Origin of the sequence: Algoriphagus sp. CAU 1675, assembly GCF_029222925.1 — a bacterium.
In the GTDB taxonomy this organism is placed as follows: domain Bacteria; phylum Bacteroidota; class Bacteroidia; order Cytophagales; family Cyclobacteriaceae; genus Algoriphagus.
This window is the reverse complement of record NZ_JARHUI010000003.1, coordinates 286,948-310,609: the sequence shown is the minus strand read 5'-3', so window position 1 is coordinate 310,609 and position 23,662 is coordinate 286,948. Positions and strand designations below refer to the sequence as shown.

The following is a 23,662-nucleotide window of genomic DNA, read 5'->3' as shown; positions in this document are numbered from 1 at the left end:
TAAAATGCCCAAGCACTGTTTTAACATACTAACATTCAATCACCCGAGCGATTCGCTTACCTTCTATTTTTCAGATAAGGAGCAAGAGGGAACCACACGAATTTATCATTCATTAGTTCCTGATGAGGTCTTTGATAAGTATGGAGAGCAGGAGCATTACTACACATCGTTTTGCCAAGAAAAAGAAGGGTTCATTCCGGTCACTAAGCCAACTACACCAACCTTTGAGAAAATCACAACTGAAGAAGGAATTGAGAAAACCGTTCCGATTTCCAATTCCGCATTGTCTTCATCAATTCTCAAACGCTACTACAATTCATTAATCCATAACCATTTCAAAACTAAGGGCTGTTTGGTCAAACCTAATTTTGTAAGCGATACAGAAGTTTGGTTGCCAAGCGATACACAAGACAAGGAAGGGATATACAAAACCTTTGACCGTTTTTCCTTGAAAGTGCAGTTTAGGACAGTTTCCAGTAGCCTTGAATTATTGGTCACATTTGAGGGCAAGTCAAAGATTTTCAAAACACCTGTCTCAGAATTATTTGAAGAAGTACCAGTAAGGGCATTCAATTGGGTGGTCTATGAAAAAGGGCTACACCGCTTTGATGAATTGCCGGATGATGGTAAAAGAAATTACGACAAGGTTTATCCTGTTTGGAATTTTGAAATCAGGGATGCTTTGCACCAGGAAACAGAAGCCCCGGACAAGACGAACAAATACAAGAAATTCAAAACGGCCATTGATAAATTTTACAGAGAGCAGCTTAATACAACCGAGTTCAAGGCCATCATTCCGCTTTCATCTAAAGGGTTTATTCCAGTTGATGAAGTCCGCATCGGTTCAATTGAAAAGTCCAGCAACAAACTCGTATTTGGAAATCAAAAGCTGCACCATGTACCGTATTATGGCATTACAGAAAATGGTCCTTTCGAGTTAAGCCCATCATCAAAGATTCATTTCTTTTTTATTCTCCATGAAGATGATAGAGAAGTAGCTACCAAGATTCACAACTACTTTAACGGCAAACTCAACGGCTTTAGGGGGCTATCAAAATTCATTCATACACCGTATCATCCAGATAAAGAACTCGCAATCTATTTTAAAGATAGGGATAATCCTTGGCCGGAACTGTATGAGCAAATCAATGACAAGGACTTTGATACCGACATTCAGCACATAGCTATTTACATTACCCCAATCAGCAAGAATGTTCCAGTCAAATCTCAGAGGTTGGTTTACTACAAGCTGAAAGAGCTACTATTGAAAAAAGGAGTTTCCTCTCAGGTGATAGACCCTGATAAAGTGATTACCAACGACAAGTATCATTTCAGCTTGCCAAACATCGCAATAGCCATTCTCGCAAAGCTCAATGGCACTCCGTGGAGGTTGGACACAAAGCTGAAAAATGAATTGATTGTTGGAGTTGGAGCATTCAAGCACACAGAAGTTGACATTCAATATATCGGCAGTGCTTTCAGTTTCTCCAATACAGGGAAATTTAATCGCTTTGAATGCTTTCAGAAAGACCAAACAAAAGAGTTGGCAGGTTCTATCCTAAGAGCGGTTAAAGACTATGTGAATGTAAATACAGGAATCCGAAGGCTGGTAATTCACTTCTACAAAGACATGAGTAGAGAGGAAGTAGAACCGATTGAAAACGGCCTGAAAGAATTGGAATTGAACATTCCGGTCTTTATCGTCACCATCAATAAAACGGAATCCTCCGATATTGTTGCCTTTGATTTAGACTGGAAAGATTTGATGCCAGTAAGTGGCACATTCATCAAATTAGGTTACAACAGGTTTTTACTTTTCAACAATACCAGGTATTCCGCATCAGAGTTCAATTTCAATGATGGATTTTCATTTCCGGTAAAGCTCAAGATAAATTGCTCCAACCCTGAATTGGTTGATGATTACAAAACAGTCAAAGAGCTTATCAATCAAGTGTATCAATTCAGTCGCATGTACTGGAAATCAGTAAGACAACAAAATTTGCCCGTAACAATCAAGTACCCTGAAATGGTGGCAGAAATGCTCCCCTACTTTGAAGGCAACGAGATTCCTGATTACGGTAAAGACAATCTTTGGTTCTTGTAATGGACAGAATAGAAGAAATATTTAAAATTAAGGACGTAAAGCCGACTGCTGTAAGGATAGTAGTACTGCGCTACCTATTAGAACAAAAGAAAGCACAGTCTTTAAAGGACATTGAAGTTGGTCTCGATCAATCAGACAGAAGTTCAATTTTTCGCACACTAAAAACTTTTGAAGATCATAAGGTGATCCATAGTATCGAAGATGGCTCAGGGATGACCAAGTATGCTGTATGTGTAGAAGGCTGCAATTGCGATCCAGAAGACCTTCATTATCATTTCTATTGCACTTCATGTGAAATGACTTTTTGCCTTTTAGACCACCCTATTCCTTTAGTCAATCTACCAAATAATTTTAAAATGGCACAAGCTAACATGGTCATTAAAGGATTATGCGATAAGTGTAACCAATAACCTTTGCAATCGGGTTGCACTATCGCTTCATTATCTTTGTGACCAATGAAGTATTTATCTTTGATATTCGCCACGTTTACGCTGATGCTCTCCACAGTCCCTATTGAGGGAGCTTGTCGTAGTAACTCGTATGATGGTGTTTACAACTACTCAAATACAGAATCTAGTCAGCAGGAGAGCGGAAATCAGGATAACGAAAATTGCCCCCCACTCTGTCGTTGTCAATGTAGTCATGTACATGCAATCTCTTTTGGAAACAATAGGGTAATTATCAATCTGGTATTTGCGGATAATAATAAGTTGCCCAGAAACTACAACAATGGTATTTCTTTTAATTTAATAAATGCCGTTTGGCATCCCCCAAAGTTTTCCTAAAAGGTTATTGCTTACTTATTCACGGGCATTAACACCTGTGTTTTTAAAGTCACGTCAGTGTTATTCAATAACCACCATCCCGCCTACTGTCCAATAGAACAGTAGGGCTTGTATTTCCAAATCAACATGTTTAAAAGTCATAAACATCAGGACTTCTTTATCAAGAGATCCTGATAAAAGTAAAGCTATGATTAATCAAATAATTTCGTTTTCAATAAAAAACAAGCTTATTATTGGCCTGCTCACGCTGGCGCTCATTGGAGTGGGTATATACTCCATGTCCACCGTCAATCTGGGCTCTGTACCCGACATTACCAATAATCAGGTGCAGGTAATTACTGTATCAGAAAACCTGGCCACTGAGGATATCGAACAGTTCGTTACTTACCCTGTGGAGCTGGCCATGGGCAACCTGCCGGGAGTAGATGAAATCCGTTCTGTTTCGAGGTTCGGCCTCTCTGTCGTTACCATTGTTTTTGAAGACGATATGGGTACCTATCTGCCCCGCCAACTGGTACAGGAAAAACTGATCGAATTAAAAGAGACCATACCTGAGAAATTTGGAAGCCCATCAATGGGTCCCATTTCTACCGGTTTAGGCCAAATTTATGAATACACCATTGAACCACAAGAGGGTTATGACTCGATGTATTCACCTATGGAGTTGCGCACGATCCAAGAATGGATTGTAAAACGGCAATTAACTTTGCTTGAAGGTGTGGTTGAGGTGAATTCTTTCGGTGGCTATATTAAGCAATATGAAGTGGCCATTAACCCGGATAAACTCAATGCACAGAATGTGAGCATCTCTCAAGTATATGAGGCTCTGGCCAGAAACAATGTTAATACCGGTGGGGCTTACATTGAGAAGAACAGGATGTCTAATTTCATCCGTGGAGAAGGCTTGGTGCGCTCTCTGGATGATATCCGAAAAATCGTCATAAAAACAGAAAATGGGATCCCGGTTACGGTAGGTGATGTAGCCTCTAAAGTACACTTCGGCAGCCAGGTGCGATATGGGGCTTTCACACAGGATGGAAAAGAAGCTGTTGGCGGCATTATTATGATGCTAAAAGGCTCCAATCCCAATGCAGTCATTCAGAATGTAAAAGAGCGTATGGAAGAGATAGAAAAATCTCTTCCGGAGGGATTAGCGATCAATACGATAATTGATCGTAGTGATTTAATTTCCAGGACTACCGATACTGTAAAAACCAATCTTATAGAAGGGGCGCTGATTGTCATTTTCGCCCTGGTGATTCTGTTGGGTAGCCTTCGTGGCGGTATTATCACTGCGACTACCATTCCGCTTTCCCTACTGTTTGCCTTCATTTTAATGAAGCAGTTCAATGTGTGGGCCAACCTGATGAGCCTTGGGGCCATTGATTTTGGGATCATCATTGACGGGGCGGTGATCATTATAGAGGGCACAGTGTATGAAATCCAAAAGCGCATCCGGTCAGGGAAAATCAAATTCAACCAGGGCGTAATGGATGAGGTTGCTTATGATGCGGGCAGTACAATGATGAGTTCGGCCTTTTTCGGACAGATTATCATCCTCATTGTATTTACCCCCATCTTATTCCTTACCGGGGTGGAAGGTAAGATGTTTCAGCCGATGGCCTATACATTTGGCTTTGCCATGATTGGTGCCATTTTCCTTTGTCTGACGTATGTACCGATGATGTCGGCCTTGTTTATGAAACCTGTTCAAAACAAAAAGAACTGGTTTGGACGATTTGAACGCTGGCTGGAAAAGGTTAGTGATAAAATAATAGATGGCATTCAATGGGTTTATTTGCCTTTGCTAAAAGGTGCGCTGCGTTTTAAAGCAATTGTGATCACCGTAGCTATTGTGCTACTAGTAGCAGCCGGTTTCATTTTTTCACGTATGGGAGGGGAGTTTGTGCCACAGCTTGATGAAGGAGATATCGCGATGCAGGCACTCATCAGGCCCGGAAGTTCCCTAAGTGAGTCTAAAGAGGTATCAATCAAGATTGAGAACCTGTTGCTGGAAAGTTTTCCCGAAATAAAAACAGTAACTGCCAGAATTGGGGTGGCCGATATCCCTACGGACCCCATGCCGATGGATATAGCCGATATGTACCTCATATTGGAAAAAGATAAAGATAAATGGGTTTCAGTTGAAACCAAGGACGAGCTAATTGAGCAAATCAAGGAAAAGCTGGAAACCAATCTGACCGGGGTTAACCTGGTATTTACCCAGCCGGTAGAGCTGCGTTTTAATGAGTTGCTTGAAGGGGTACGGGAGGACATTGCCGTAAAACTCTATGGCGAAGACCTGGAAGTGCTTGCCGCAAAAGTGCAGGAAATGGCGGATATAATTTCTACCGTGCCAGGAGCCGGTGATGTAAACCCAGAACGTACATCAGGACTTCCCCAAATGACCGTTCGTTACAATCGGGATAAAATTGCCCAATATGGATTGGACATTCAAAAGATCAATGAGTATGTGAGTTCAGCCTTTGCAGGTGGTGTGGCCGGGGTGATTTTTGAAGGTGAAAAAAGATTTGATCTGGTCATCCGCTTTGATGAGGCGCACCGGAAAAGTATTGATGACCTGCGCACACTCTACATTGATCTACCCGATGGTACCCAAGTTCCGATAAAAGAAGTGGCCGACATTAGCTATGTGCCTGGCCCCATGCAAATCTCCAGAGACAACACGTATAGACGTACTTATGTGGGAGTCAATACAAGAGGTCGTGATGTGGAATCAGTCGTAAACGACATTCAGAAAAAACTGGATGCACAACTAGACTTGCCTCCGGGTTATTATATTTCCTACGGTGGGGAGTTTGAAAATCTGGAAAGGGCTAAAAGCAGATTAGCAATTGTTGTACCCATTGCTCTCTTTCTCATCTTTGTTCTGCTCTACTTCGCCCTGAAATCATTTTCTCAATCCATTATGATCTATATAGCTATTCCACTGGCAGCTATTGGGGGAGTATTTGCACTATGGGTTAGAGATATCCCATTTAGTATTTCAGCGGGAGTTGGTTTTATTGTGCTTTTTGGTGTAGCTGTCCTGAACGGTTTGGTATTGATCAACCGATTTAATTCCCTAAAAGAGGAAGGAGTCACCAGCATCAGAGACCGCATTTTTACAGGAACTAAAGAACGGATCAGGCCTATTATGCTTACCGCAACCACGGATATTCTTGGATTTATGCCCATGGCGTTTTCAGCATCTGCCGGAGCAGAAGTGCAGCGGCCTTTGGCTACTGTGGTAATTGGTGGTATGCTTACTGCCACCTTGCTTACGCTGGTAGTGCTCCCAGTGCTATACACTCTTGTAGAAGGAAGAAGTGACAGAAGAAAAAGCCTGAAAGCACCGAATGCTAATGTGATCATTGCCCTGATCGTTTGTGGTGGACTGGTTGGTTTACCGGCTGTGGCAAATGCACAGCAGCAGGGACAGGAGAAAGACAGCCTACCTACGATCACATTAGAACAGGCCAGAAAGCGGGCTGTAGAAAGTTATCCTAAAATTCAATCGGCACGTCTGGAAATTGAAAGCCAGCAGGCTCTCAAGAAAACAGCTTGGGACTTAGGGAATACCCAAATATTTACTGGTAAAGAGGAAGTGGGCAATGGATCGGATGGTGTCTACACACAATTTGGCATCCAGCAGCAGCAGATTGATGTGTTCGGTATAGCACCACGTTTGAAATTGCAAAAGGAACGGGTGGCATTGGCAGAAGCCGCTCTGGATTTGTCTGTAATAGAACTGGAAAGGGAAGTAAGTCAGGCCTGGGCGCAGGTATATGCTTCAAAGAATAATTACCAGGTGTATGAGCAGTTGGATTCGGTTTTTACCGATATTGAAAGAGCCGCACGAATCCGCTTAGAAACAGAAGCCACTTCCAAGCTGGAATATTTGGCTACTTCCAACCAGGCCAATCAGGTACAGATACAGAAGGAGCAGGCGTACAGAGATTATCTCAGCGCCTTGCAGCGGCTCAACCTTTGGTTTGCCAATGATACCCTCTTTACCGTGCCGGATATCCCGGCCACTCACTTGGATGAACCGCTGAATTATGTAGCCGATTCCCTAATGAACCATCCTATTTTGAATGTTTCAAAACAACAGGTAGATGTAGCGGATGCGACCATAAAAGAAAGGCGTTCGCAGTTTTTTCCACAGTTGCAAGGCCAATATGGACGACAACAAGTTGATGGGCAATCAGGATTTTATCAGTACCAAATTGGTATTCGGATCCCTTTGTTTTTTGGGCCTGAGCTTGGCAGAACACAATCGGCCAAAATACAGCGGGATATTGCAGGACAAAACCTGCGACAAAACCAGTTGGAGTTGAATGCAGCTTATCAGGAAATGAAAGAGCAGTATCTGAAATGGCTTTATTCATGGAACTACTACAGGGATGAAGCACTACCCCTGGCGCAGGAACAACGAGCCGGAGCTATTTTGGCTTATCGGGAAGGGGCCATTGACTATGTGACTTTTCTGCAAAACATCAGGGATGCCATTCGCATAGAGGTGGACTCATGGAATGCCTTCGGCAACTACCTGAATAGCCGCTACCAACTGGAATACTATTTAAAAACATCAAATTAAGCATTTAATAAAACCTGAATGGATAATCAGATTAAAAATATAAACACAATGAAAAAGCAAATCATATATATACTGGCATTGGTACTGATGGTATCGGTATTTACGGGCTGCGATAACAACTCGGCTGATAACTCAGGTGATGCCTCTCACGAAGAACACAGTGAGGGCGAGGCTGGGCACGAGGGTGAAGAAGGAACTAATGAAGAAGGGATGGCTGAGCTTCACCTTTCGGATCTCAAGTTTGAAAGCCTGGGCATCAAAATTGACACACTACCCATTCGCTCACTATCGGGCGTGGTAGAAGCAAATGGCCAGTTAGAAGTGCCACCTCAGCATGAAGCAACCGTTACAGCTATTCTGGGAGCCAACGTAACCTCCATCAAAGTGATAGAGGGAGACCAGGTTAGCAGAGGGCAGGTATTGGCCTATATTTCTCATCCCAACCTGACCAGGTTACAGACTGACTATGTAAGGGGTTATAGCCAATTACAGTTTCTGGAAAAAGAAAACCAGCGGCAGAAAAGGCTCTATGAAGAAGAGGTAGGTTCCGGAAAAACTTATCAGCAAATTCAGGCGGACTACCAGGCCATGAAAGGTGAGGTAAAAGGCTATGAAGCCCAATTGAAGCAGCTAAGCCTGAATGTGGAGAAGATACGGAGTGGGGAAATCTATGGGTACGTACCTGTAGTCAGTCCCATCCATGGATTCATACAAAAAGTCAAGGTTCAGATTGGTCAATATGTAGACCCTCAGACCAAGATGTTTATGATTGTCAATACCGACCACATTCATGCCGACCTGATGGTGTTTGAAAAGGATATTTATAAAGTAAAGGTAGGACAAAAAGTGTCCTTTACTGTGGAGTCTGTTCCGGGAAATACGCTGACTGCCAAAATCTATTCGGTAGGCAAACAATTTGAACAAAACCCGAAAGCGGTGCATGTACACGCAGAGATAGATCAAAAAGAAGATTTTTTGATCCCGGGGATGTATATCAATGGTAAAATAAGAACGGGTGATAATCAGGTAAAAGCCTTGCCGGAAAGTGCCATCATAGAAGAAGAAGGCAAGCCTTATATTTTTATGGCGGAAGCGCATGAAGAAGATGGCAAAACCGAATGGGCGTTTAAAGCCATAGAAGTACGAACAGGTATCACAGAAGACGGATGGGTAGAAATTAAATTGTTAGAGCCACTTCCTGAGGGCACAAAAGTAGCCTGGAACAACGCTTATTACCTAATTTCTGAAATGAAAAAAGGGGAGACTGGTGACGATGATTAAAGATAGAAGTATGAAAAAAACAATATTCAAAATATCGAGAATGGACTGCTCCTCTGAGGAACAGTTAATTCGTATGAAATTGGAGTCGTTTTCCAATATAAAACACCTTGAATTTGACATACCTTCCCGTCAACTTGGAATTTACCACATTGGTGACATAGATCAAATTCATCAGGCTATCAGCGAGTTGAACCTAAACGATAAATTGGAAAACACAGAAGACGCTGATTTGCCTTCAGTTGTTGACGAATCGCATCAAAGGAAAATACTATGGTGGGTATTGGGCATCAATTTCGGCTTCTTTGTAGTAGAAATGACTACCGGATGGATATCCCGCTCTATGGGTCTGGTGGCTGACTCGCTGGATATGCTGGCAGATTCCATCGTCTACGGCCTGAGCTTATTTGCTGTCGGTGCAGCTATTTCTCGTAAGAAGAAAGTAGCCAAAATCAGTGGCTATTTTCAGATGGGATTGGCTCTGTTAGGTTTTTCAGAAGTTTTGCGCAGGTTTTTCAGCGAAAGCGAAACACCGCTGTTTCAATGGATGATCATCATTTCGGTACTTGCCTTAATTGGTAACTTGGTCTCGCTTTGGCTGATCAACAAGGCTAAAAGTGATGAAGCTCACATGCAGGCCAGCGCGATATTTACATCTAATGATATTATAGTGAATGGAGGGGTAATACTAGCTGGGATTCTGGTTTATTTTCTAAAAAGTAAATGGCCGGATCTGGTTGTTGGTGGTGTTGTTTTCTCCTTTGTTATGCGTGGTGCTTTTCGAATATTGAAATTGGCAAAATGATTGATTCTAATCCCACCTCTCACCCATGTGCCTCCAATAGGTTCATTCCGTTCGTTCGTACCTCACTCTCTTCATTCACCCACTTCCAGCACCGCACAGCAAGAGTAGCCCGTTATTCCATTCCTCCCGATCCTTATCGGGATACATTCCATACCGTGCTACACTTGCTTTTTCCAACGCACCCCCCAACGCAGGTAAAGCGGTGTTCGTCAGTCGTTCCGTTTTGTTCCGCAAAAACATATCTGCAAGGAGGGCCGAGCGTTAAAAAACAATTCAGTGAATTGTTTTAGCGAAGGAGCCTGATTGAAGCGTGGGCTTGGCTTTATCCTCCTTGCGTATACCGTTCACTTACCAGTTCGTTTGCGCTCCAGTGGGTGCTCACTCACTGCCGTTCACTTGTTTTGCTTCACACACTCTCTCCTTCCTCACTCGCAGCTATTTCAGCCCCCCAAACTCCTTCTAAGGTGTTCGCTACACTCACAATATTTTTTATTGGGGGTCTGCCGCTGCTTATTGTTTTTGCTCGCCTGCGGGTCGCTGCGGGCTGATCGGGCTGTCATGTTTTTTGCAATTTCCCATGTGCTTACAGTCGCTTCGTTTCAGTCATTCGTTCCTCACTCCTTCAACTCAGCCACTTTCAGCACCGCACACAAGAGTAGCTCCTTCTCTTCACTCCACGAACCCACCCATCGTCATTCCGCAATCTGCCTACAATCCTTCCTCAATGTATTTGTTGTGCCATAAAAATTAACAAATACAGCCAACGCCATTGCAGTCAGTTATTGCTCCATTCCTTCCCAACAATCGTTTCGTTTCGTTCAATCGCTACCCTTGCCTTTGCCAACCCTGATGCAAAAAAACACGCCAGCCCTGCCGTAAACGGTAGGCGTCTGCCGCCCTCATTCTTCGGGCTTTTGCAGCCACCACCCTTGCTCCGCTCGCAGGCGGCTCGCAGAAATGGCTTCGCCTGGGTTTACCTGCGTTCACACACCTATCGTAATGAAGCTTATCTCTGATTGATATATTTAAGTATTTGCTTAAATATTAAACTCCTTTTCCTTTCTTTGTATTTATTTAAGTAATCTCTTAAATACGATTCTATATGACGAAAACTTGTATTAGGGTTTATGCTGATGAACAACAGATCAAACAGTGTAAGACAGCCATTGAAACAGTAGATGATGAAGTAATCCGAATAGCAAGGGCACTCAACCTTGCTGGTAATGAAGTGCGCCTAAAAATTCTGTTTCTATTGGACAAGGAATCCAAAATGTGTCCATGTGATCTTAGCGATATTCTGGATATGACAGTTCCTGCAATTTCTCAGCATTTGAGAAAGCTCAAAGATGCAGGGCTGGTTGAAACAAACAAAGTAGGTCAAACAATATTCTACTCTATTTCCGAATCCAACAACCTCATTCTAAATCCAATATTGGAGCTATTAACATCAGAAAAAGAATCAACAATATGACGAACAAGAAATCAAGCTCATTAGTAATTACAAGCGTATTGACGGCTATTAGTGCATCACTTTGTTGCATTACACCAGTGTTGGCACTACTTGCAGGTTCAAGTGGAGTAGCTGCAACATTTTCTTGGTTAGAACCTTTTCGCCCTTGGTTGATTGGAATAACAGTAGTCGTTTTAGCATTTGCATGGTATCAGAAATTGAGGCCAAGAACGGAGGAAGAAATTGCCTGCGTTTGTGATGAAGAAAAGCCCTCTTTTTGGCAGTCAAAGAAATTCCTTGGTATAGTGACGGTATTTGCAGCGATCATGCTTGCATTCCCTTATTACTCAGATACTTTTTACCCCAAAACCAAACTATCAGAATCAGAAAATGTCAATTTCGAATCAACCTACGAAATCAATATTGTTGGAATGACCTGTACGGGATGCGAAGAACATGTAAAACTTGAAATTGGTAAGCTTCCTGGTATTTTAGGATTAGAGGTTTCTTATGAAAAAGCAAATGCAGTGGTAACGTTTGATGAATCTAAAACAGACATTGAGCAAGTAAAATCAGCTGTTAACAAAACAGGTTACAAAGTAGAATCGGTAAACAAATCAAAATGAGTGAAGTAGTCCTTAAATCAACAATTACTTGTCCTAAATGTGGACATGAGAAAGAAGAAACCATGCCTACAGATGCGTGTCAGTATTTCTATGAGTGCGAAAATTGTATGGAGATACTTAAACCGTTACAAGGTGATTGTTGCGTTTACTGCTCTTATGGTACAGTGGCATGCCCACCAATCCAAGAAGGTGGTAACAGTTCATGCTGTCGGTAAATCAGACAATAAATAACTCAAACATAAAGCAAAGTTACAGGCGTGCGGATGCGAGAGCTGCAAGGGTTCGCTACGCCTGTTTGGTAAAAAAATCTCCACCCTACGGGTAGTATTTTTTTCCCACAGCCCTTGCATCAATCGCACCGTCCTGTTGTGTGAGGGCATTATGTTTAAGTTATTATTCAGAGTCCGTTTCGGCAGCCGGTGGTTGTTGGCGGGCGTTCGCACCTCAGGTCTTCCTTTCCATGCAGGCATTCAGCGTTGTGGCATCACAGATTATACGCTTCGTGTCTTTTGGTTCGAGTTGTGCCTTTCAGAGCTTCCTTTTTAGGGGGCTCTTTTTTTTACTCGTTAAGGGAAAATTTTAAAAAGAGAAAAGCAAAGATAGGCGGGTTCGCACATGCCCACCGCACTTTCGGACAGTCAAGGTCAAGCCCTACGGGTTTTGGAAAAAATCTCCACCCTGCGGGTAGTATTTTTCTCAAAAACCTTGACAGCCGAGCCTCACCCGCCTGAAAGACAGCTTTCTCTTTTCTTTTTTTCCCTTTTTTCTTTTCTCTTTTGAAAAAATATATGCGAAGCGCAGCGAGCAAAACTTTAATGGCTCACTGTATGAAATCGTTTCGTATCAAAACACACCGACTGGAAACCAGCTACCAACAACCGCACTTCTTTATTCTGAACAAGGGATTGAACAGCGGAAAACCGCTCAACCGAGCTTGCCCGAATTGCTTTGTTTGCCTCACCGACAACCAAGAGGACAGGGAATTTCTCTTTTGGCTTTGCTTTGGATTATGGAGGTCAAAATCATTTCACTATCTCCTGAAAGGCTCCGTGATTCCATTTGTGACTATTGATGAAATCCGAAAGCTGATCCGGGAAAGCTCCACCAAAGCAAGCTGCAAAGCCCAGGCATTTCAAAAGGCAATTCAAGCCCTTCAACTACTCGATACCAACGAGCAAAAAATCAAGGTCACACTAAAGATGATTGATACTGCCAGACAAGCCATATTTTATGACTTGATGAAAGAAGCAGGTGCAGGATAGATTCCTGCCCTGCCAAAAAAGCAGGGCAACAAAAGCAAAATAAAGCACACCACCGCAACAGCACCCAAGAGAGAACTACTGCCTAATTCTTGAAGTAATTTAGTTGGCGAAGGGCAAATCCATGGTAAGTCCGTGTCAAGTCCAAGCAAATGTTTAACTCTTAAAAAATCGTAAAGAGATGGGAAAAATTAATCAAGGTATTCTCGGTGGTGTCTCAGGACAGGTCGGGAATGTAATCGGTGGAACTTGGAAGGGCATCGATTACCTGCGCATCAAACCTTCCAGTGTAGCGAACCCAAGAACTGAAGGTCAGGTTGACCAGCGTTCGAAGTTCTCAACTGTCTTGCGGTTCTTGCAGCCCATGACAGACTTCCTGAGAGTCGGTTTCAAGTTGTATGCAAACAAAATGACCCAGTTTAATGCGGCCATGTCATACAACCTGAACAATGCGATTACCGGAGTTTATCCAAACTTCATGATTGACTATGCAAGTGCATTGGTTACTCGTGGTAATCTCACAACAGCTGCCAATGGTGCAGCCACTTCTCCAAGTGCTGGATCAGTGGAAGTGACCTGGACAGATAACTCAGGTAGTGGTAGTGCTCAGGCAACAGACAAGGCGCTGATTGCCCTTTTGAACACTACTCGTGGAGAAGCAGTTTTTACAACTGCTGGACCAGCAAGGAGTGCCGCAGCTGCAGCCATTCCTGTGCCTTCTGAGTACTCAGGAGAAGATGTAGAAGTCTTCTTAGGGTTTGTGTCAGAAGACGGAACTAAAGTCGCTAGCAGCGTTTATTTAGGCTCTGTAACAGTTGCGTAAAGCGATTGGTGTTTTCCTTGAAAACCGCTTCCTTTGTGGAGCGGTTTTTTTATGCCCGCACACTTCGTTTTTCCTTTCTTTAGCCCTTAATTAGCCTAATATCAACACTTCTTGTTGCTAATTCGTTGCTAATCAACCGTAACTAATTGATATACAGGTATTGAAAAGATATTGTATCGGGAAATAATCTCTTTTCAGTAAGCTACTAACAAGCCTCCAAATAATAGAATTGATAAAATGCCGTTTGCAGCGGCATTTTTTGTCTTTATTTTTTTGAATTTCATACTATTTGTTTTGAACATTATACCGAAACTATGATTTTTTCAAAATTAAATTTTGATTTTTGTAAGTCTATCTATACATTTCATTGATTTATTTGGATGTTTAAATAAATAAATCTTAAAAAACAGCCCTAGCAAATTGGTCAATAGAAAACTTTTAAATTCATTTATTAAGTAGAAAAAATGAAACTTGGAATTTTAGGAGGAACTAACCTAGGGAAAAGTTTGGGTAAAAAATACCTGAATGCAGGAATTGATGTTGTTTTTGGCGTCAGACCGGATTTTGATACCGAAGAGACTGAATGGAAAATCCTCAATCGGTTTTATGACAAACTTTGCCCCTATGATTCTGCTATTATCCAATCTGAAATAATTCTCATCTGTTGTGAAAACCAATACTTATCTCAAGTTTGTCAAAGCTTAAGACGGGTAGATTTGGAGGATAAAATCATCATAGATTGCACCAACAGTAAATACACTAATAAGCTGCGTAACTCCAATACCCAAATGATTCAAAGATCCGCGGCAAATGCAATTGTATTTAAAGCTTTCAATAATCTTGGACTCGACTATCCAAATTCAGACACGTTGGGAATCATTAAGGAAACCTTTTTCTGTGGGGATTCCATTCCTGAAAAAATCCGTATCAAGAGACTCATAGAATTAATAGGTTTCAAGGCAATTGATGCCGGAAAAATGACCAATGCTACCCTTTTGGAGGCATTTTATCACTTGGGGAAAGAGATTACCTGGAACAAACAAGAGGCTTCAAATTATCATTTCAAATTAGTTTCAGTTTAATGCTTCTGATTTGGAAGATTTTTAACCTTATTTTTTTCATAAGATTTAATCAAAATTGCCAAGTTGATTTGGAAGAATAGATCATTTTTTTGACTTTCAAAGAATAATAATCTAACCCAATCAATTGAATATTCTAGTTATAGACATAGGTGGTTCCAATGTGAAAATTCTGGCCACCGGACAAAGCGAAAGAATCAAAATCCCATCCGGTAGTGATTTCACACCAGAGGAAATGGTTCCATTGGTTAAAGAGCATGCCGCGAATTGGAAATACGACGTTATTACCATGGGGTTTCCAGGTGTTGTTAAAAACAATAAAATTGTATCCGAACCTGTAAACCTTGGAAAAGGCTGGACAACTTTTGACTACGAAAAAGCCTTTGGATGCCCTGTCAAGCTAATCAATGATGCTGCTATGCAAGCTCTTGGCAGTTATGAAGGAAAAAAAATGCTGTTTTTGGGTTTAGGTACAGGCTTGGGAACTGCAATGGTCATCCACCACACTGTTATTCCTATTGAAGGTGGTCACTTGCCTTATAGAAAATCAACCTTTGAAAGCTATATCGGAAAGGCCTACCTTCAAAAAAATGGTGAAAAAAAATGGGAGAAGCATGTTTTAAATGCTGTCGACATTTTTTCAGATGCACTTCAACCAGATGATATAGTTTTAGGCGGAGGTAACTCCAAGCTCCTATCAAAAATACCTGAAGGCTGTAGAACAGGAACCAATCAAAATGCCTTCAAAGGAGGGTTTAGACTTTGGGAAGAAAATTTTCATTTCTGATTTTACTTGATTAAACATAAAGGGGACAATTCATTGTTTAAGAATTGTCCCCTTTTTTATGCCTGATACCCTACTTGTTATTCTTTTCTTTTTCCAGTTTTCGGAAATACCTACGGAACAAGAAGCTATTTTTCAAGGCCTCCATGTTTTGATTGAAATTATAGGTACTGCTTTCAACATTTTGAATGCTGTTCAAAATAGATTCCTTCATCAATGAATCCGTCAATATGGCACCAGCTGTCCCTTGGCCTTCATTCACTCCTTTTAATATTTCCTTAGCTTCTAACATTACCTTTTGGGCTTCCTCACTGGTTTTGAGGATTTGTTCGATGGATGCTGAGAAATTCTCACTCATCACAGAATCGGTAAAGACCTTATTGACCAAACCATCTCCGTCCTGCAAAACCTCTAATAAATTTTTACCTGCATCTGCCATTTCAGAGGCTTTTAGGCCTGCCATTCTTATCTCATTTACCGCATCGGCAATATTTTCAGTGAAAACACTATCTGAAAGCAGTGCCCAAATATTCTTATTCTGGTTTAGTTTTTCCGTAATCTCGGCTAGGTTCAAAAGGGTTTTCTCTAAGTAATCTCCACTGACATCCAATCTGTTAAGCATTTCCTCTGTACCAATTTGGGGCTTGGCATAGATAATATCTCCCTCCTCTATGGGCTCAGCAAATCCATCTTGAGGAATAATGTGGATAATTTTGTTTCCCATCAGCCCATCTGTACTGATCGTGGTAAGCGAATTCTTTTTGATATGGGGCTGCATGCTTTTCCTGACATACAAACTGATTTGAATGGTGGAATCATTTGACATATCAATAGACCGAACGGTACCCACATCCATACCCTGAAAACGGACGTTGTTGCCTGGAACCAAACCATTGACATTATCGACAACAGAAATAATCGTGATTGAGGCACCGAAAATATTTTGGTTTTTCCCGATCATATACAAAGCAAAAACCAGAAATAAGACTCCAGCTATAACCAAAGCCCCTAGTTTCGCATTCTCTATTTTTTTCTTGTCTTTCATAATCAGTCAAAGAATTCTTTGATTTTCGGATCCTTAGCTAGTTGAAGGTTTTCATAAGTATCATCTGCATACCTTTTTCCATCTATCAACATAATTACCCTATTGGATGTCATTTTGATACAATGCATATCATGGGAAATAATCAAAGCAGTCGCATTATATTTCTCCTGTACTTTAAGCATCAACTGACTGATCTCCCGCGAAGTGATTGGATCCAAACCTGTCGTTGGTTCATCATACAAAATCACTTTTGGCTTCAAGATCAAAGCCCTTGCCAAGGCTATCCTTTTTCTCATGCCACCCGAAAGTTCAGCCGGCATCATATCTATAGTATGGGAAAGCCCAACATCATTCAGGGCCTCCAAAACTGCGGCTTCAGAACCTTTTTCCCGCTCTTCATTACTCCAATGTCTCCTAAGTGGAAATTCCAGATTTTCCCTGACAGTCATGGAATCATAAAGGGCATTACTCTGAAAAAGGAAACCGACTTCTGCTCTCATTTCGTCCAATTCGTCCTGATCCAATTCACTGAGATCTTTTCCTAAGACTATCATTTGTCCGGAATCAATTTCAATCAAATTTATAATACATTTGATCAAAACAGACTTACCGGAACCTGATTTACCAAGGATTGCCAAGTTTTCTCCTGGGTATACCGTCATTGAGAAGTCCCGTAGAACATGATTGTCCCCAAAAGATTTGTTCAGATTTTTTATTTCAATAATGGGTTCCAAGACTTTCATTAGGTTAGTCCCAATAAATCGGTGATCTGTACAGCTATCAAATCAATTACAAAGACCAAAAGAGAGGCAACAATTACTGCTGTAGTCGCTGATCTTCCCACCCCTTCTGTCCCTTTTTGGGAATTGTAACCCTTATAACATCCTATTATTCCTATTGCAAAGCCAAAGAAGAAAGTTTTGACTAAGGAAGGAATAAAATCACCGAAACTCAAAGCGTTGAATGCCTGAAACCAATACAAATGCCAGCTTACCTGGCCTCTGATATTCACACCTAAATACCCGCCGTAAAGGGCTATCGCATTACCCACACTGGATAAAATAGGCACCATGATTGTTGCTGCCATTACCCTAGTGACAACCAAGTATTTAAATGGATTAGTACCCGATACTTCCATCGCATCTATTTGCTCGGTAACACGCATTGAACCTAATTCAGCACCCATACCTGAGCCTATTTTCCCAGCACAAATCAAGGCCGTAATCACTGGAGAAATTTCACGAACAAGGGAAACAGACACCATGGATGGCAATAGGGATTCGGCACCAAACTCAACCAGGGTTGGTCTGGATTGGATCGTCAAAACCAAACCCATGATAAATGCCGTGATTCCTACCAAAGTCAGGGTTTTGTACCCAACCCAAAAACATTGGTTAATGAATTCTTCCCATTCCTGCTTGGGCTTGGAAATTTCACGGAAAAATCTTCCTGTGAAGTGGGCTATATCCCCTACTTCCTTCAGAAATGGACTGTTGAGCTTTGTTGATATTTTCACCTGTAATTGTTGATGCTTTTACCCTAATTTGCTTATTGTATGCATAATTTACACCCTATCAAATCAAATGAATTCATGATATTAGTCATATAATAAAGATTGTATAGGGATAATACAATTGTTTAGAATGTTTTCATCAAATAGCAGGAATTTAAAAAAGGACTTTTTCCTAAGAAAAAGCCCTTTTAAATTGATCTATTAATCCGGGTATTTTGAATTCAAATACTACTTAACGAATCAGCCTTCTTAAGTATTCACCATACCCGCTTTTGCCAAGTTTCTCTGCAGCGCTCAACAATTCTTCTTTTCCAATAAAGCCATTTCTATAGGCTATTTCTTCAATACAACCGATTTTAAGACCTTGACGCTCTTCAATTACTTCTACAAACTGCGCTGCTTGCAACAAGGATTGATGTGTGCCCGTATCAAGCCAAGCAGTACCTCTGTTTAGAATCGCAACCTGTAAAGCCCCCATTCTCAGGTATTCATTATTCACATCGGTTATTTCCAATTCTCCTCTTGGGCTAGGCTTTATATTTTTCGCAATCTCTAGTACCCTATTGTCATAAAAATATAAACCAGGAACCGCATAATTTGACTTTGGTTTAAGTGGCTTTTCCTCAATCGAAATGGCTTTTTGCTCTTCATCAAATTCCACCACTCCATAGCGTTCTGGATCATTGACATGATAGGCAAAAACAACTCCGCCATCCGGATTGGTATTTTCCTGAAGGGTTTTCTCCAAGCCAGCTCCGTAAAAAATATTATCTCCCAATATCAAGGCGACTTTATCATCACCAATGAATTTTTCCCCAATTAAAAAGGCCTGTGCCAAACCCTCAGGGGCAGGTTGAACAGCATATTCAAAATTACAGCCTACTTGAGAACCATCACCCAATAATTTTTGAAATGCTTCAGAATCCTCAGGAGTAGTAATTATCAATATTTCCCGTATCCCAGCCATCATTAAAACAGATAGAGGGTAATAAATCATGGGTTTATCATAAACCGGCATTAGCTGCTTACTCACCGAAATGGTCAAGGGATAAAGGCGAGTACCTGATCCTCCTGCCAAAATAATTCCTTTCATAGCTCCTTTTAAAAAACCTGGTTAAAACTACCAAATACTGATTAATATAAAAACCTTAGGATATAGGGGCAAAAATTTAGTTTTGATTCCTATTACAAAGCCATCTAACTTGTTTAAAAATTCGGTTTAGAATGATCAGGTTTCAGTTTTTAGTCTTTGCAATTGCCATAGTATTCAGCTCTTGTCAAAAAGAGAAAGAAATAATCTTTAGGGAAAGTGGCTTGGAAAAATACCGCCCCCTAATTCATTTCACACCTCCTTTCGGATGGATGAATGATCCCAATGGATTGATTTATAAAGATGGCATTTACCACCTTTTTTATCAGCACTATCCGGACAGCATTGAATGGGGCCCAATGCATTGGGGACATGCTACCTCAAAAAACCTGACCAAATGGGAACATCAACCTATTGCACTATACCCCGATAGTTTAGGGTACATATTTTCTGGAAGTGTAATTTATGACCAAGAGAACTCTTCGGGACTGGGAACTTTAGAGCTTCCGCCATTAGTAGCCATCTATACTTACCACAATATGGAAGGCGAAAAAAGCGGTAAACTTGATTTTCAATTTCAGGGAATTGCCTATTCTTCAGACAATGGAAAAACCTGGCATAAATATAAGGGCAACCCTGTCTTACCTAATCAAGGAGTGAAAGACTTTAGGGATCCAAAAGTCACACAAGTAGTTAAGGAAAATGGAGAAAAGATTTGGGTTATGACTCTTGCTGTATGGGACCGAGTCCATTTTTATAGTTCTAAAAATTTAATTGATTGGGACTTTCTCGGTCAATTTGGACAAAATAATGGAGCCCATGGCGGAGTTTGGGAATGCCCTGATTTATTTCAACTGGTTGCGCCTGATGGCAGTGAAAAATGGGTTTTAATCACCAGTATCAACCCAGGTGGACCTCAAAAGGGATCTGCTACCCAATATTTTATTGGTGACTTCCAAAATGGGCAGTTTATTCCTGATGATAACATGATTCGTTGGCTAGACTATGGGCCGGACAATTACGCTGGTGTCACTTTTTCCAATTTACCCAAAAACTCAAACAGAACTTTATTTATAGGTTGGATGAGTAATTGGTTATATGCTCAAGTAGTACCGACAAAATCATGGAGATCATCTATGACTCTACCCAGAGAACTCAGTTTATTTGAAGTAGAAGGAACAAAGCTCATCCAATCCAAACCGGCATCAGAACTTAAAGATCTGAGGAAGGAGGAATTTAAAATAAAAAAGAATCAATCTGGATTACCTTCCCAAGCAGTTGAAATCCTTGCATCCGTACAAAATAATGAGGACTTCAACATAGTCTTGAGTAATGAAAATGGAGAACAAGTTTCAATTTTCAAGGAAATGGGTCTTATTAGCATAGATCGTACTCAATCAGGGAGCCATGAATTTCATCCGGATTTTTTGGCCATGCATTCAGCACCAATGAGTTGGAGCGCTAAAAACATTCGGATTTACCTAGATTCCAATTCTATTGAACTATTTATAAACGATGGTGAATTGGTTATGACTTCACTATTGTTTCCTTCAAGTCCTTGGAAAAAAGTTGAATTTTCTAATAATCTAACCCAAAAAATCATTTACAGCCTGGCTGATTAGACTTGAAAAAAGTTTATCTGATCATAGTCAGGTATCAGTTCTTTGCTTGAAAAAGCTAAGTGATGAAAATCACTTTTGGGACTTCCCTTCAGGAGCTAATTTTGCAAAAATTTAAACAAACAGGCTTCATTAACGTAAGCATTCTCTGAACCTGAAATTTGAAAATTACCGACTGGAATTTACTAGCAAATGAAAACTATGAACCAACAATTTGCCAAAATAAAAAAAGCCGTAGAAGTATTTCATTCCTATGGCATCACTCTGACAGGATCAAGAAAAAATGATCATTTCATACAAAAATTGAATATGGATCCGGTATTTGTGAATGGATTGATTTTCGAATTGGAATTTGAGTTACAGGTCATTCTTCAGGAAGAAAAATTAAAAAATGCAGGAACGCCAAAAGAATTGATCCAACTATTATTGGAAATACCACAACATAACTAATCAAACATTTACTGTAAAAAAGGCAGCCCTAATTGTAGGGCTGCCTTTTTTTCTAGTTTTGATTTGCCATTATTTTTTAAACCATCCAATTAGGAGAGAGAATTTAGCATACTTTGGAGTTTTTCCCGAACCTCTCCAGCCAAAGCTTCTATATTTGGGTTTTGAACCACAGACATGGCAGCGGAAGGGTCCATTATAGCCACTTCATATAAATCACCTCCCAAACCACGAATAGTCACATTGCACGGAAGTAAAGTTCCAATATGAGGTTCCGCTTGAATTACTTTGTCAGCAAACACTGGGTTACATGCTCCGAGGATCAAATACGGCGGATAATCCTTATCCAATTTCTTTTTCATGGTTGCCTGAACATTAATTTCAGTCAGTACCCCAAAGCCTACTTCTTTCAAGCCTGCTTCAACTTGCGATCTTAAGGAATCCAAATCTTTGGAGTGTATATTTTTTGCTTGGTAATAATTCATGATTTTAGGAGTTTGTTTACTCTTAAATTTAAGGAAAAAGTAAAGAAATGATGCGTATTCAATCCCTAAAATATGTTCCATAAACTCGACACTAAAGGTTGGGTAAAAAACAAAACCATTATATTGTGAACGCTAAAATCACAACCAAAAACCATGTCACTCCATTCAAAATTTGCTCCCACCATCTATACCTTTATAGGTGTTTTATTACTAATAACATCCTGCAAAACCGAGACTGAAAGTAGTTTAAAAAATACTACTGAAAACCCGGCTAAAAAGGTGGAAATTTCAGAAATCGAGGCTGGCATCAAAAGTTATATAGACAGAAAGACTACAGAAAATGAGGGTTATTTTCCAGTAAAAGATGAAAACCATGACCTCAAAATGAAACTGGTCAGGGTTCACACGGAATACCTTTCCAACCTGGGTCCATCCAGTCATTTCGCCTGTGTGGATTTGGTGGATGTAAGTGGTGATGTCTATGATGTGGATTTTTTCATGGAAGGGGAACCGGGAAATATGCAAGTCACACAGACTACAGTTCATAAACTCAACGGAAAACCTTTTTACTCTTGGAAGCAAAAAGAAGATAAAACTTGGTATAGAATGCCTTTAGAACAATCTACTAATACCCTATTGGGAGTTATCGAAGGAAGTGATTCCTTTGAGTTTTACTATACTGCAAAGGTTCCCCAATTGGATCGAATGGCTAAAATGTGGATCCCTTTAGCCCAATCCGACCCTTTTCAAGATGTTAAAATAGTTTCAATGGAACTACCCGGTAAAAGCACCGAAATCAAGGATAATGATTTTGGTAATACGTTTATTTATTTAGAACTGGGACCGGATGATAGTGGAAAACCTATTGAAATCACTTATGAAGTTTATCGTAGAGAAAAAGGTCCTTACGAAGGTACTCCTGAAGTTGAATTGGATCTAGCCTCCAATTTATTGATGCCAAAAGGAGGAAGATTTGAAGAGATTGCCAAAGAGGCCTTGGGAGATAAAATCAAGGACAGCAAACTTGTTCAGGCCAGAGCTCTATATGATTACATCATTGACAATATGCGATACATGAAGTTTGGGGATTACGGGAGAGGTGACTCCAATTATGCATGTGATTCCAAGACTGGAAATTGTACTGAGTTTCATTCGTTTTTTATATCCTTGGCTAGATCCGTGGATATCCCAGCTAGATTCTCCATTGGCGCTTCAATTCCTTCTGACAGAAACGAAGGTGGAATAGATGGTTACCACTGCTGGGCCGAATTCTACGCAGATGGAAAATGGTGGCCAGTTGATATCAGTGAAGCAAACAAATACACTGCCTTGGCGACATATTATTTTGGAAGACATCCAGCCAACCGAATAGAATTGAGCAAAGGAAGAGACCTTGAGGTATCCCCTGGACCTGCTTCTGGCCCCATCAATTTTATTGCCTATCCTTTATTGGAAATTGATGGCAAAGAATTAAAAGTAGAATCGAGATTTTCCTTTACGAGAAAAACTCAAAATCTTTAACACAAAAGGCCGTAATGAATTACGGCCTTTCTTTTTTTCTTCACTGATTAAATCAATTTGAAGGATGCTCTGTACTATCCGAAGATGGATGTTCTCCCCCACTTGGATGTTCATCTCCACTTGATGGATGCTCCGAACTTTCTGCTTCATCCATAGGATGTTCAGTAGCATCTTCATTGCTTTCAGATTCTTTCTTTCCACCGCAAGAAGTAAAGGTCAGTGAAAACACAAAGCCTAAAGCCAAAAGACTCATAAGCAGAGATTTAAGATTGGTTTTCTTTTTCATGATTGTTTGAGATGATTATGATAAGTTGTTAAAGTACAAAATCATAGAATTCATACAAAGATA

General features: G+C 40.7%; 21 protein-coding genes. 15 read left to right on the top strand and 6 right to left on the bottom strand.

Translation table 11 applies throughout. From position 1 onward, the window contains the following. Nucleotides 1-4 precede the first annotated feature (4 nt). From P2G54_RS08480 to P2G54_RS08425, 12 genes are all read left to right on the top strand, one after another. The gene (locus P2G54_RS08480) at nucleotides 5-2,104 is read left to right on the top strand and encodes a Piwi domain-containing protein (RefSeq protein WP_275870116.1); all 2,100 of its coding nucleotides are present in this window, start codon (nucleotides 5-7) and stop codon (nucleotides 2,102-2,104) included. Beyond that, on the top strand, nucleotides 2,104-2,514 hold the full coding sequence (locus P2G54_RS08475) for a transcriptional repressor (RefSeq protein WP_014022288.1): 411 nt from the start codon (nucleotides 2,104-2,106) through the stop codon (nucleotides 2,512-2,514). The genes P2G54_RS08480 and P2G54_RS08475 overlap by 1 nt, the downstream gene beginning before the upstream one ends. Before the next feature lie 562 nt (nucleotides 2,515-3,076). Continuing rightward, nucleotides 3,077-7,489 carry a CusA/CzcA family heavy metal efflux RND transporter gene (locus tag P2G54_RS08470; RefSeq protein ID WP_275870112.1) on the top strand — a complete coding sequence of 1,471 codons (4,413 nt, stop codon included), beginning with the start codon at nucleotides 3,077-3,079 and terminating at the stop codon, nucleotides 7,487-7,489. Between the two features lie 48 nt (nucleotides 7,490-7,537). Then, nucleotides 7,538-8,770, top strand: a complete 1,233-nt coding sequence (locus tag P2G54_RS08465; RefSeq protein ID WP_275870110.1) for an efflux RND transporter periplasmic adaptor subunit — start codon at nucleotides 7,538-7,540, stop codon at nucleotides 8,768-8,770. A 10-nt stretch (nucleotides 8,771-8,780) separates the two neighbouring features. After that, nucleotides 8,781-9,572: a cation transporter gene (locus P2G54_RS08460; protein ID WP_014022292.1), complete on the top strand. Its 792-nt coding sequence runs from the start codon at nucleotides 8,781-8,783 to the stop codon at nucleotides 9,570-9,572. A 1,102-nt stretch (nucleotides 9,573-10,674) separates the two neighbouring features. Then, entirely contained in the window at nucleotides 10,675-11,043 is a 369-nt protein-coding gene (locus P2G54_RS08455) for a metalloregulator ArsR/SmtB family transcription factor (RefSeq protein WP_130276390.1), read from the top strand. Further along, on the top strand, nucleotides 11,040-11,648 hold the full coding sequence (gene merTP, locus P2G54_RS08450; protein ID WP_184497485.1) for a mercuric transport protein MerTP: 609 nt from the start codon (nucleotides 11,040-11,042) through the stop codon (nucleotides 11,646-11,648). Before P2G54_RS08455 ends, merTP begins: the two co-directional genes overlap by 4 nt. Further along, nucleotides 11,645-11,863, top strand: coding sequence for a GDCCVxC domain-containing (seleno)protein (locus P2G54_RS08445; RefSeq protein ID WP_242617493.1), 219 nt, complete (start codon nucleotides 11,645-11,647; stop codon nucleotides 11,861-11,863). Before merTP ends, P2G54_RS08445 begins: the two co-directional genes overlap by 4 nt. A gap of 612 nt (nucleotides 11,864-12,475) precedes the next feature. Next, entirely contained in the window at nucleotides 12,476-12,910 is a 435-nt protein-coding gene (locus P2G54_RS08440) for a hypothetical protein (RefSeq protein WP_275870101.1), read from the top strand. A 178-nt stretch (nucleotides 12,911-13,088) separates the two neighbouring features. Beyond that, nucleotides 13,089-13,730: a DUF6266 family protein gene (locus P2G54_RS08435; protein WP_275870099.1), complete on the top strand. Its 642-nt coding sequence runs from the start codon at nucleotides 13,089-13,091 to the stop codon at nucleotides 13,728-13,730. A gap of 464 nt (nucleotides 13,731-14,194) precedes the next feature. Then, nucleotides 14,195-14,812: an NAD(P)-binding domain-containing protein gene (locus P2G54_RS08430; RefSeq protein ID WP_275870097.1), complete on the top strand. Its 618-nt coding sequence runs from the start codon at nucleotides 14,195-14,197 to the stop codon at nucleotides 14,810-14,812. Nucleotides 14,813-14,936: 124 nt separating this feature from the next. Beyond that, nucleotides 14,937-15,596, top strand: a complete 660-nt coding sequence (locus P2G54_RS08425) for an ROK family protein (RefSeq protein ID WP_275870095.1) — start codon at nucleotides 14,937-14,939, stop codon at nucleotides 15,594-15,596. 70 nt (nucleotides 15,597-15,666) lie between these two features. Here P2G54_RS08425 and P2G54_RS08420 read toward each other — a convergent pair whose 3' ends face one another. From P2G54_RS08420 to rfbA, 4 genes are all read right to left on the bottom strand, one after another. Beyond that, nucleotides 15,667-16,638, bottom strand: coding sequence for an MlaD family protein (locus tag P2G54_RS08420; RefSeq protein WP_275870093.1), 972 nt, complete (start codon nucleotides 16,636-16,638; stop codon nucleotides 15,667-15,669). A 2-nt stretch (nucleotides 16,639-16,640) separates the two neighbouring features. Then, entirely contained in the window at nucleotides 16,641-17,381 is a 741-nt protein-coding gene (locus P2G54_RS08415) for an ATP-binding cassette domain-containing protein (protein ID WP_275870091.1), read from the bottom strand. After that, complete coding sequence (locus P2G54_RS08410) at nucleotides 17,381-18,154, bottom strand: ABC transporter permease (RefSeq protein WP_275870089.1); 774 nt, start codon at nucleotides 18,152-18,154, stop codon at nucleotides 17,381-17,383. Before P2G54_RS08410 ends, P2G54_RS08415 begins: the two co-directional genes overlap by 1 nt. 229 nt (nucleotides 18,155-18,383) lie before the next feature. Beyond that, complete coding sequence (gene rfbA, locus P2G54_RS08405; RefSeq protein WP_275870087.1) at nucleotides 18,384-19,244, bottom strand: glucose-1-phosphate thymidylyltransferase RfbA; 861 nt, start codon at nucleotides 19,242-19,244, stop codon at nucleotides 18,384-18,386. Between the two features lie 131 nt (nucleotides 19,245-19,375). Here rfbA and P2G54_RS08400 point away from each other — a divergent pair, with 131 nt between their 5' ends. Then, entirely contained in the window at nucleotides 19,376-20,863 is a 1,488-nt protein-coding gene (locus tag P2G54_RS08400; protein WP_275870085.1) for a glycoside hydrolase family 32 protein, read from the top strand. Between the two features lie 198 nt (nucleotides 20,864-21,061). Next, complete coding sequence (locus P2G54_RS08395; protein WP_275870083.1) at nucleotides 21,062-21,310, top strand: acyl carrier protein; 249 nt, start codon at nucleotides 21,062-21,064, stop codon at nucleotides 21,308-21,310. An 89-nt stretch (nucleotides 21,311-21,399) separates the two neighbouring features. Here the strand turns inward: P2G54_RS08395 and P2G54_RS08390 are convergent, their stop codons facing one another. Further along, nucleotides 21,400-21,792: a DUF302 domain-containing protein gene (locus P2G54_RS08390; protein WP_275870081.1), complete on the bottom strand. Its 393-nt coding sequence runs from the start codon at nucleotides 21,790-21,792 to the stop codon at nucleotides 21,400-21,402. A gap of 153 nt (nucleotides 21,793-21,945) precedes the next feature. On the opposite strand from P2G54_RS08390, the gene P2G54_RS08385 reads away from it, so the two are divergent. Then, nucleotides 21,946-23,313 (top strand): transglutaminase domain-containing protein, encoded by a 1,368-nt coding sequence (locus tag P2G54_RS08385; protein ID WP_275870079.1) that lies wholly within the window; start codon nucleotides 21,946-21,948, stop codon nucleotides 23,311-23,313. A 52-nt stretch (nucleotides 23,314-23,365) separates the two neighbouring features. On the opposite strand, the gene P2G54_RS08380 is transcribed toward P2G54_RS08385, so the two are convergent. Further along, the gene (locus tag P2G54_RS08380; protein WP_275870077.1) at nucleotides 23,366-23,599 is read right to left on the bottom strand and encodes a hypothetical protein; all 234 of its coding nucleotides are present in this window, start codon (nucleotides 23,597-23,599) and stop codon (nucleotides 23,366-23,368) included. Between the last annotated feature and the right edge of the window lie 63 nt (nucleotides 23,600-23,662).

Coding starts and splice junctions, on each gene's coding strand:
- P2G54_RS08480 (WP_275870116.1), top strand. CDS start 5: ATGCCCAAGCACTGTTTTAACATACTAACATTCAATCACCCGAGCGAT.
- P2G54_RS08475 (WP_014022288.1), top strand. CDS start 2,104: ATGGACAGAATAGAAGAAATATTTAAAATTAAGGACGTAAAGCCGACT.
- P2G54_RS08470 (WP_275870112.1), top strand. CDS start 3,077: ATGATTAATCAAATAATTTCGTTTTCAATAAAAAACAAGCTTATTATT.
- P2G54_RS08465 (WP_275870110.1), top strand. CDS start 7,538: ATGAAAAAGCAAATCATATATATACTGGCATTGGTACTGATGGTATCG.
- P2G54_RS08460 (WP_014022292.1), top strand. CDS start 8,781: ATGAAAAAAACAATATTCAAAATATCGAGAATGGACTGCTCCTCTGAG.
- P2G54_RS08455 (WP_130276390.1), top strand. CDS start 10,675: ATGACGAAAACTTGTATTAGGGTTTATGCTGATGAACAACAGATCAAA.
- merTP (WP_184497485.1), top strand. CDS start 11,040: ATGACGAACAAGAAATCAAGCTCATTAGTAATTACAAGCGTATTGACG.
- P2G54_RS08445 (WP_242617493.1), top strand. CDS start 11,645: ATGAGTGAAGTAGTCCTTAAATCAACAATTACTTGTCCTAAATGTGGA.
- P2G54_RS08440 (WP_275870101.1), top strand. CDS start 12,476: ATGAAATCGTTTCGTATCAAAACACACCGACTGGAAACCAGCTACCAA.
- P2G54_RS08435 (WP_275870099.1), top strand. CDS start 13,089: ATGGGAAAAATTAATCAAGGTATTCTCGGTGGTGTCTCAGGACAGGTC.
- P2G54_RS08430 (WP_275870097.1), top strand. CDS start 14,195: ATGAAACTTGGAATTTTAGGAGGAACTAACCTAGGGAAAAGTTTGGGT.
- P2G54_RS08420 (WP_275870093.1), bottom strand. CDS start 16,638: ATGAAAGACAAGAAAAAAATAGAGAATGCGAAACTAGGGGCTTTGGTT.
- P2G54_RS08415 (WP_275870091.1), bottom strand. CDS start 17,381: ATGAAAGTCTTGGAACCCATTATTGAAATAAAAAATCTGAACAAATCT.
- rfbA (WP_275870087.1), bottom strand. CDS start 19,244: ATGAAAGGAATTATTTTGGCAGGAGGATCAGGTACTCGCCTTTATCCC.
- P2G54_RS08400 (WP_275870085.1), top strand. CDS start 19,376: ATGATCAGGTTTCAGTTTTTAGTCTTTGCAATTGCCATAGTATTCAGC.
- P2G54_RS08395 (WP_275870083.1), top strand. CDS start 21,062: ATGAACCAACAATTTGCCAAAATAAAAAAAGCCGTAGAAGTATTTCAT.
- P2G54_RS08390 (WP_275870081.1), bottom strand. CDS start 21,792: ATGAATTATTACCAAGCAAAAAATATACACTCCAAAGATTTGGATTCC.
- P2G54_RS08385 (WP_275870079.1), top strand. CDS start 21,946: ATGTCACTCCATTCAAAATTTGCTCCCACCATCTATACCTTTATAGGT.
- P2G54_RS08380 (WP_275870077.1), bottom strand. CDS start 23,599: ATGAAAAAGAAAACCAATCTTAAATCTCTGCTTATGAGTCTTTTGGCT.